Origin of the sequence: Mesorhizobium sp. M5C.F.Ca.IN.020.29.1.1 (assembly GCF_003997375.1) — a bacterium.
Classification (GTDB): Bacteria; Pseudomonadota; Alphaproteobacteria; order Rhizobiales; family Rhizobiaceae; genus Mesorhizobium; species Mesorhizobium wenxiniae.
The window spans coordinates 1-6,035 of the sequence record NZ_RZSW01000397.1 but is presented as its reverse complement, the minus strand read 5'-3'; the positions used below and the strand labels follow the sequence as shown (position 1 = coordinate 6,035).

Below are 6,035 nucleotides of genomic sequence, written 5' to 3'. Positions count from 1 at the left end.
GGGCCGAGGTCGAGCACCCAGTCGGCGGTCTTGATGACCTCGAGATTGTGCTCGATGACGACCACCGTATTGCCCTGGTCGACCAGCTCGTGCAGCACTTCGAGCAGCTTGGCGACGTCGTGGAAATGCAGGCCGGTGGTCGGCTCGTCGAGGATGTATAGCGTCTTGCCGGTCGCCTTGCGCGACAGCTCCTTGGCGAGCTTGATGCGCTGCGCCTCGCCTCCCGACAGCGTCGTCGCCTGCTGGCCGACATGGATGTAGCCGAGGCCGACCTGCTTCAGCGTCTCCAGCTTGTCGCGTACGCCGGGCACCGCGGCGAAGAAATCGACGCCCTCCTCGACCGTCATATCGAGCACGTCGGCAATCGACTTGCCCTTGAACAGGACGTCGAGCGTCTCGCGGTTGTAGCGCTTGCCATGGCAGACGTCGCAGGTGACATAGACGTCCGGCAGGAAGTGCATCTCGATCTTGATGACGCCGTCGCCCTGGCAGGCCTCGCAGCGGCCGCCCTTGACGTTGAACGAGAAGCGGCCCGGCTGATAGCCGCGCGCCTTGGATTCCGGCAGGCCGGCGAACCAGTCGCGGATCGGCGTGAAGGCGCCAGTATAGGTGGCGGGATTGGAGCGCGGCGTCCGTCCAATGGGCGACTGGTCGATATCGATGACCTTGTCGAGGAACTCAAGGCCCTCGATGCGGTCATGATCGGCCGGGTGCTCGCGCGAGCCCATGATGCGGCGCGACGCCGCCTTGAACAGCGTTTCGATCAGGAAGGTCGACTTGCCGCCGCCGGAGACGCCGGTGACGGCGGTGAAGGTGCCGAGCGGGATTTCGGCGGTAACGTTCTTCAGATTGTTGCCGCGCGCGCCGACGATCTTCAGACGCCGGTTCTTCTTGGCTTCGCGCCGCACGGCCGGCGTAGCCACTTCGAGCTCGCCTGACAGATACTTGCCGGTGATCGAGGCCGGGCTGGCCATGATCTGCTGCGGCGTTCCCTGCGCGATGATGTGGCCGCCATGGATGCCGGCGGCCGGGCCGATGTCGACGACATAGTCGGCATGCAGGATGGCGTCCTCGTCATGCTCGACGACGATCACCGTGTTGCCGATGTCGCGCAGGTGCTTCAGCGTGTCGAGCAGGCGCGCATTGTCGCGCTGGTGCAGGCCGATCGACGGCTCGTCCAGCACATAGAGCACGCCGGTGAGGCCGGAGCCGATCTGCGAGGCCAGGCGAATGCGCTGGCTCTCGCCGCCCGACAGTGTGCCGGAATTACGCGACAGCGTCAGGTAGTCGAGCCCGACATCGTTGAGGAAGCGCAACCGCTCGCGGATCTCTTTGAGCACGCGCACCGCGATCTCGTTCTGCTTGTCGCTGAGCGAGCCGGGCAGGGCGGTAAACCACTGGTCGGCCTTGCGGATCGACAGTTCGGTGACCTCGCCGATATGCTTGCCGGCAATCTTCACCGCAAGCGCTTCCGGCTTCAGCCGGTAGCCGCGGCAGGCCGGGCAAGGCGTGGCCGACATGAAGCGCTCGATCTCCTCGCGCATCCAGGCAGATTCGGTCTCCTTCCAACGCCGCTCGAGATTGGGGATGACCCCTTCGAAGGTTTTCGTCGTCTTGTAGGAGCGCAGGCCGTCATCGTACTGGAAGGTGACCTCGCGCTCGCCGGTGCCATGCAGGATGGCTTGCTTTGCCTCTTCGGTCAGATCCCTGAACTTGTCGCCGAGCTTGAAGCCATAGACCTTGCCCAGCGCCTCCAGCGTCTGCACGTAATAGGGCGAGGTCGATTTCGCCCACGGGCTGACGGCGCCGGCACGCAGGGACAGGTTGTCGTCGGGCACGATCAGGCTGGCGTCGATCGCGCGCTGGCTGCCGAGGCCGTCGCAGGTCGGGCAAGCGCCGAACGGGTTGTTGAAGGAGAACAGCCGCGGCTCGATCTCGGGAATGGTGAAGCCTGACACCGGGCAGGCGAACTTTTCCGAGAACAGAATACGTTCGTGCGTCTCGTTCTTCGACTTGTTGACCGAATCCTCGCCGGTCTGGCTGGAGTCGAGCGGACGGTCGGCGAATTCGGCCACCGCCAGCCCGTCGGCGAGCCTCAGCGCAGTTTCGATGGAATCGGCAAGCCGCGTCGCCAGATCGCCGCGCACCACGATGCGGTCGACGACGACATCGAGATCATGCTTGTACTTCTTGTCCAGCGCCGGCACGTCGGCGATTTCGTAGAAGACACCGTCGACCTTGACGCGCTGGAAGCCCTTTTTCTGCAGCTCCAGCAGTTCCTTGCGGTACTCGCCTTTGCGGCCTCGCACCATCGGCGCCAGGATGAAAAGCCGCGTGCCTTCCTCGACCGCCAGCACGCGGTCGACCATCTGCGACACCGTCTGGCTCTCGATCGGCAGGCCGGTGGCCGGCGAGTAGGGGACGCCGACGCGCGCGAACAGCAGCCGCATGTAGTCGTAGATTTCCGTGACGGTGCCGACCGTCGAGCGTGGATTCTTCGAGGTGGTCTTCTGCTCGATCGAGATAGCCGGCGACAGGCCGTCGATCTGGTCGACGTCCGGCTTCTGCATCATTTCGAGGAATTGCCGCGCATAGGCCGACAGGCTCTCGACATAGCGGCGCTGCCCCTCGGCATAGATGGTATCGAAGGCGAGCGACGACTTGCCGGAGCCCGACAGGCCGGTCATGACGATCAGGCTGTCACGCGGCAGGTCGAGATCGACATTCTTCAGATTGTGTTCGCGCGCCCCGCGAATGGAAAGATATTTATGGTCGGCCATCGCCGGTCGCCGCCTCAGGTCTGGAATCTCGTGGGATGGCGGGTTCTCCCGGCCATCCCCTATGTAGGTAATTTCGCCACCTTTTCGAGAGACGCCACAACTCTCGACCAAAGCCTTTAACCGTCTTTCGCGCGGGCGGGCAAGCGGAAAGAACAAAGACCGAACAAGCTCCTGACAAAAGCGTCCACGTAATCCAAGGCCGACGCCGCGCTGCTCGAAACGGATGCAAATTTCGGATTCGCCATCCAAGCGATCACATTTTTTGTAATCGGCTGTCCAACGGTTGACGTCTCAGGCTCAGGGAGTCAGACTCCAAACGTCACCGAAGCCGGCCGTCTTTCGATGGCCTCGCCGCCCCAAGGTGGTCTGCGAGACGCCGCGGGTTTTTGCGATATGCGCTTCGGACGACACCAGTCGCAATGGACAGAAAAGGAGAGCAGAGGAATGACTCCACCGGACAGTCCCTTGAGGCTCCACGTGTCGCTGGAGCCGCGGCAGGCATAAGTGCCAGGGCCAGGCGTGTGCGCCGCCCGACAAACCGTGACTTGCCGATCCCCACCAAAATCAGAGACTACTAGTCGGATCGTCGGCTGAATGCCGCGAAGCATCCGAAATCAAAAGCCGGCAGTGCACTCCCGGCGAGGTGGATTTTAGATCCAAGAAAGCCCCGACCGTTTGCGGAAGCAGCGGCGGGGCTGTTCGTTTTAGGGCCCAAGGTCGTGGCAGCGATGATGGCCCGCACGCATGCCTTATTGCCGAGGGACCTTGAACGCGCCGACGCCGACGTCGAAGGTTATGCTGCCGGAAATCCTGACATCGGTATCGCCGATCTTGAACTGGCCGTTACCGTTGCTGGGCACGGCGTCCTCGGGTTCGGGAGCCGGCTTGGCGATGCGATAGTCATCGGCCACGCCGGGCAACGTGCCGTTCTGCGAAGACGTTGAATTGTCTTCCGCGAACGCCGCGCCGGAAGTCATGGCCGCGACGGCAACACCGATGATTAGCCGGTTCGAGTGGATTAAAATCTTGTCGAGCATCGGCGGACTATATCCGCCGAACCCTGGTCGAAGCCAGACCGGTGGCGATGAAACTTGCCGAACGACTTGGCAGCATCGCGCATGAGCCGGCTACCTTTCACGCCGCCTTCTTACGGGTGTCAAAAACATGGTCGACGAGCCCCCAAGTCTTTGCCTCCTCGGCGGTCATGAAATGGTCGCGGTCGAGCGTGCGTTCGACCTCTTCGAACGTGCGACCGCAATGGTGCGAGTAAAGCTCGGTCATGCGCCGTTTGGTCCTGAGGATGCCTTCGGCGTGGCGCTGGATGTCGGAGGCTTGGCCCTGGAAACCGCCTGACGGCTGGTGCAGCAGGATGCTGGCATTGGGCAAAGCGATACGCCGTCCCGGCGTGCCCGCCATCAGCAGGAACGAGGCCATCGAGGCGGCAAAGCCCATGCAGACGGTCGATACTGGACTGCTTATATACTGCATCGTGTCGTAGATGGCGAAACCGCTGGTCACCACACCGCCCGGCGAGTTGATGTAAAGGGAAATCTCCTTATCGGGATTGTCGGATTCCAGCGATAGAAGCTGGGCACAGACCAGCGCCGACACGCCATCGTCGATCGGACCGTTGATGAAGACGATGCGCTCGCGCAGCAGCCGCGAAAAAATGTCGAAGGCGCGTTCGCCGCGGCTCGACTGCTCGATCACCATCGGCACCAGGTTGTTGTGCCGCTCAGGCCGCGCGCAGGAAAAGGCGAGGCGTGTTTGCGGCAATGGTCTGTTTGGGGCTGTGTGCGTTGAGCGAAAGCCGGCAACCGGCGCCCACCATCGCAACCGCAGACGTAGCGACCCGCGCGAATCCATCGTGGACGATGCGCAGATGCGTACCGCCCGACGCGGTGCGGCCGAGCGTGAAGGTGACGATACTGTCGAGCGGATCAGCTGCATTGCCAGGCGCCGGCCGCTCCCGCCAGGAATAGCGCAGCAGGCGTTCGGGCTCAGCGTTGAGGATTTCGCACTCGATCGGTGCACCCGCCTTAGCAAAGGCAAAGCGACTGCCGATCTCGGGTTTGATGTCGTTCGGCATCATCCAGGCCGCGAGCAGGTCCGGCACCGTCAGCGCCCGCCATACTTTTTCCGGCGGGTCTGGAAGCTCGCACTCGAACTCGATCGAATCTGCCGCCATGTCTGAATGCTGTTTTGCCGTCATTGGTCCATATCCTTCAAAACCGCCTTGAGCCTTTCGATGCGCTCGGGCCAGAACGCACGGTACCGCTCGATCCAGCCGAGCAGAGGGTCAAGCCCTTGCGGATCGGCGCGATAATAGGCGTTGCGGCCGGCTCGCCGCTCGACCACCAGGCCGGCGCCGCGCAGCACCGCGAGATGCTGCGACACGGCCGGTTGCGACACGGTCATGCCGCTGCGCAGTTCCGACACGGTCTTCTCGCCGGTGGCGAGCCGTTCGTAGACGGCGCGGCGCGTCGGGTCGGAAAGCGCTCGAAAAATCTCTGCTTCGATCATGATTGAAGCATAAGTCTGCACTTATTGGTTTGGCAAGCAGTCTTTTCGCGCCCATATGGAATGGCACGGCGGACCCATCGATTGCTGACATTCCTTGACAGCAGGAATTGAGTGGGATAGAACGAAAAGAGAACAAAAACCTTGTGGGAAAAGGCAGCCACGGCAGGCGGGGATTGTCCGCAGTCTATAAGGTGAGCGGCAGAAATTTTGTTTCGGATGAGCGCGGAGAAGTATCATGGCGGGTAGCGTCAACAAGGTCATTCTGGTGGGCAACCTCGGGGCGGACCCGGAAATCCGCCGTTTGAATTCGGGTGAGCCGGTCGTCAACATCCGCGTCGCTACCTCGGAAAGCTGGCGCGACAAGACTTCCGGCGAGCGCAGGGAAAAGACCGAGTGGCACAATGTCGTCATCTTCAACGACCAGCTCGCCAAGGTCGCCGAGCAGTATCTGAAGAAGGGTGCGAAGGTTTATGTCGAGGGCCAGTTGCAGACGCGCAAATGGCAGGACCAGACCGGCAATGATCGCTACACGACCGAGATCGTGCTGCAGAAATTCCGTGGCGAGCTGCAGATGCTCGACGCGCGCGGGCAAGGCGAGGGCGGTCAGGTCGGCAGCTATGCCGGTGGCGGCAGCAGCCGCGGTTCCGATTTCGGGCAGTCGGGCCCGGGCGAGAGTTTCAATCGCGGTGGCGGCAACAAGGGCGGTGGTGGCGGCGGTTCGTCGCGCGAACT

The 6,035-nt window shown here is 62.5% G+C and carries 6 protein-coding genes; 1 reads left to right on the top strand and 5 read right to left on the bottom strand.

Going from position 1 to position 6,035, the window contains the following annotated elements; all coding sequences use genetic code 11:
* The 5 genes from uvrA to EOA85_RS25165 all read right to left on the bottom strand — a co-directional run.
* Positions 1–2,780: excinuclease ABC subunit UvrA (gene uvrA / locus EOA85_RS25185; protein WP_127211578.1), on the bottom strand; the 2,780-nt coding region annotated here is incomplete at its 3' end.
* A gap of 749 nt (positions 2,781–3,529) precedes the next feature.
* Entirely contained in the window at positions 3,530–3,817 is a 288-nt protein-coding gene (locus tag EOA85_RS25180; protein WP_127211577.1) for a hypothetical protein, read from the bottom strand.
* A gap of 97 nt (positions 3,818–3,914) precedes the next feature.
* The gene (locus EOA85_RS25175; RefSeq protein WP_281033784.1) at positions 3,915–4,556 is read right to left on the bottom strand and encodes an ATP-dependent Clp protease proteolytic subunit; all 642 of its coding nucleotides are present in this window, start codon (positions 4,554–4,556) and stop codon (positions 3,915–3,917) included.
* Entirely contained in the window at positions 4,516–4,992 is a 477-nt protein-coding gene (locus EOA85_RS25170; RefSeq protein WP_127211576.1) for an SRPBCC domain-containing protein, read from the bottom strand. The genes EOA85_RS25175 and EOA85_RS25170 overlap by 41 nt, the downstream gene beginning before the upstream one ends.
* Positions 4,989–5,303, bottom strand: coding sequence for a metalloregulator ArsR/SmtB family transcription factor (locus EOA85_RS25165; RefSeq protein WP_127211575.1), 315 nt, complete (start codon positions 5,301–5,303; stop codon positions 4,989–4,991). Before EOA85_RS25165 ends, EOA85_RS25170 begins: the two co-directional genes overlap by 4 nt.
* A 235-nt stretch (positions 5,304–5,538) precedes the next feature.
* Between EOA85_RS25165 and ssb the strand changes: the two genes are divergently transcribed.
* Positions 5,539–6,035 (top strand): single-stranded DNA-binding protein (ssb, locus tag EOA85_RS25160; RefSeq protein ID WP_127211574.1); only part of this gene is annotated, 497 nt, incomplete at its 3' end.

Excerpts from the sequence above, each read along its gene's own strand:
- EOA85_RS25170 (WP_127211576.1), bottom strand. The coding sequence starts at position 4,992 with ATGACGGCAAAACAGCATTCAGACATGGCGGCAGATTCGATCGAGTTC.
- EOA85_RS25180 (WP_127211577.1), bottom strand. The coding sequence starts at position 3,817 with ATGCTCGACAAGATTTTAATCCACTCGAACCGGCTAATCATCGGTGTT.
- EOA85_RS25165 (WP_127211575.1), bottom strand. The coding sequence starts at position 5,303 with ATGATCGAAGCAGAGATTTTTCGAGCGCTTTCCGACCCGACGCGCCGC.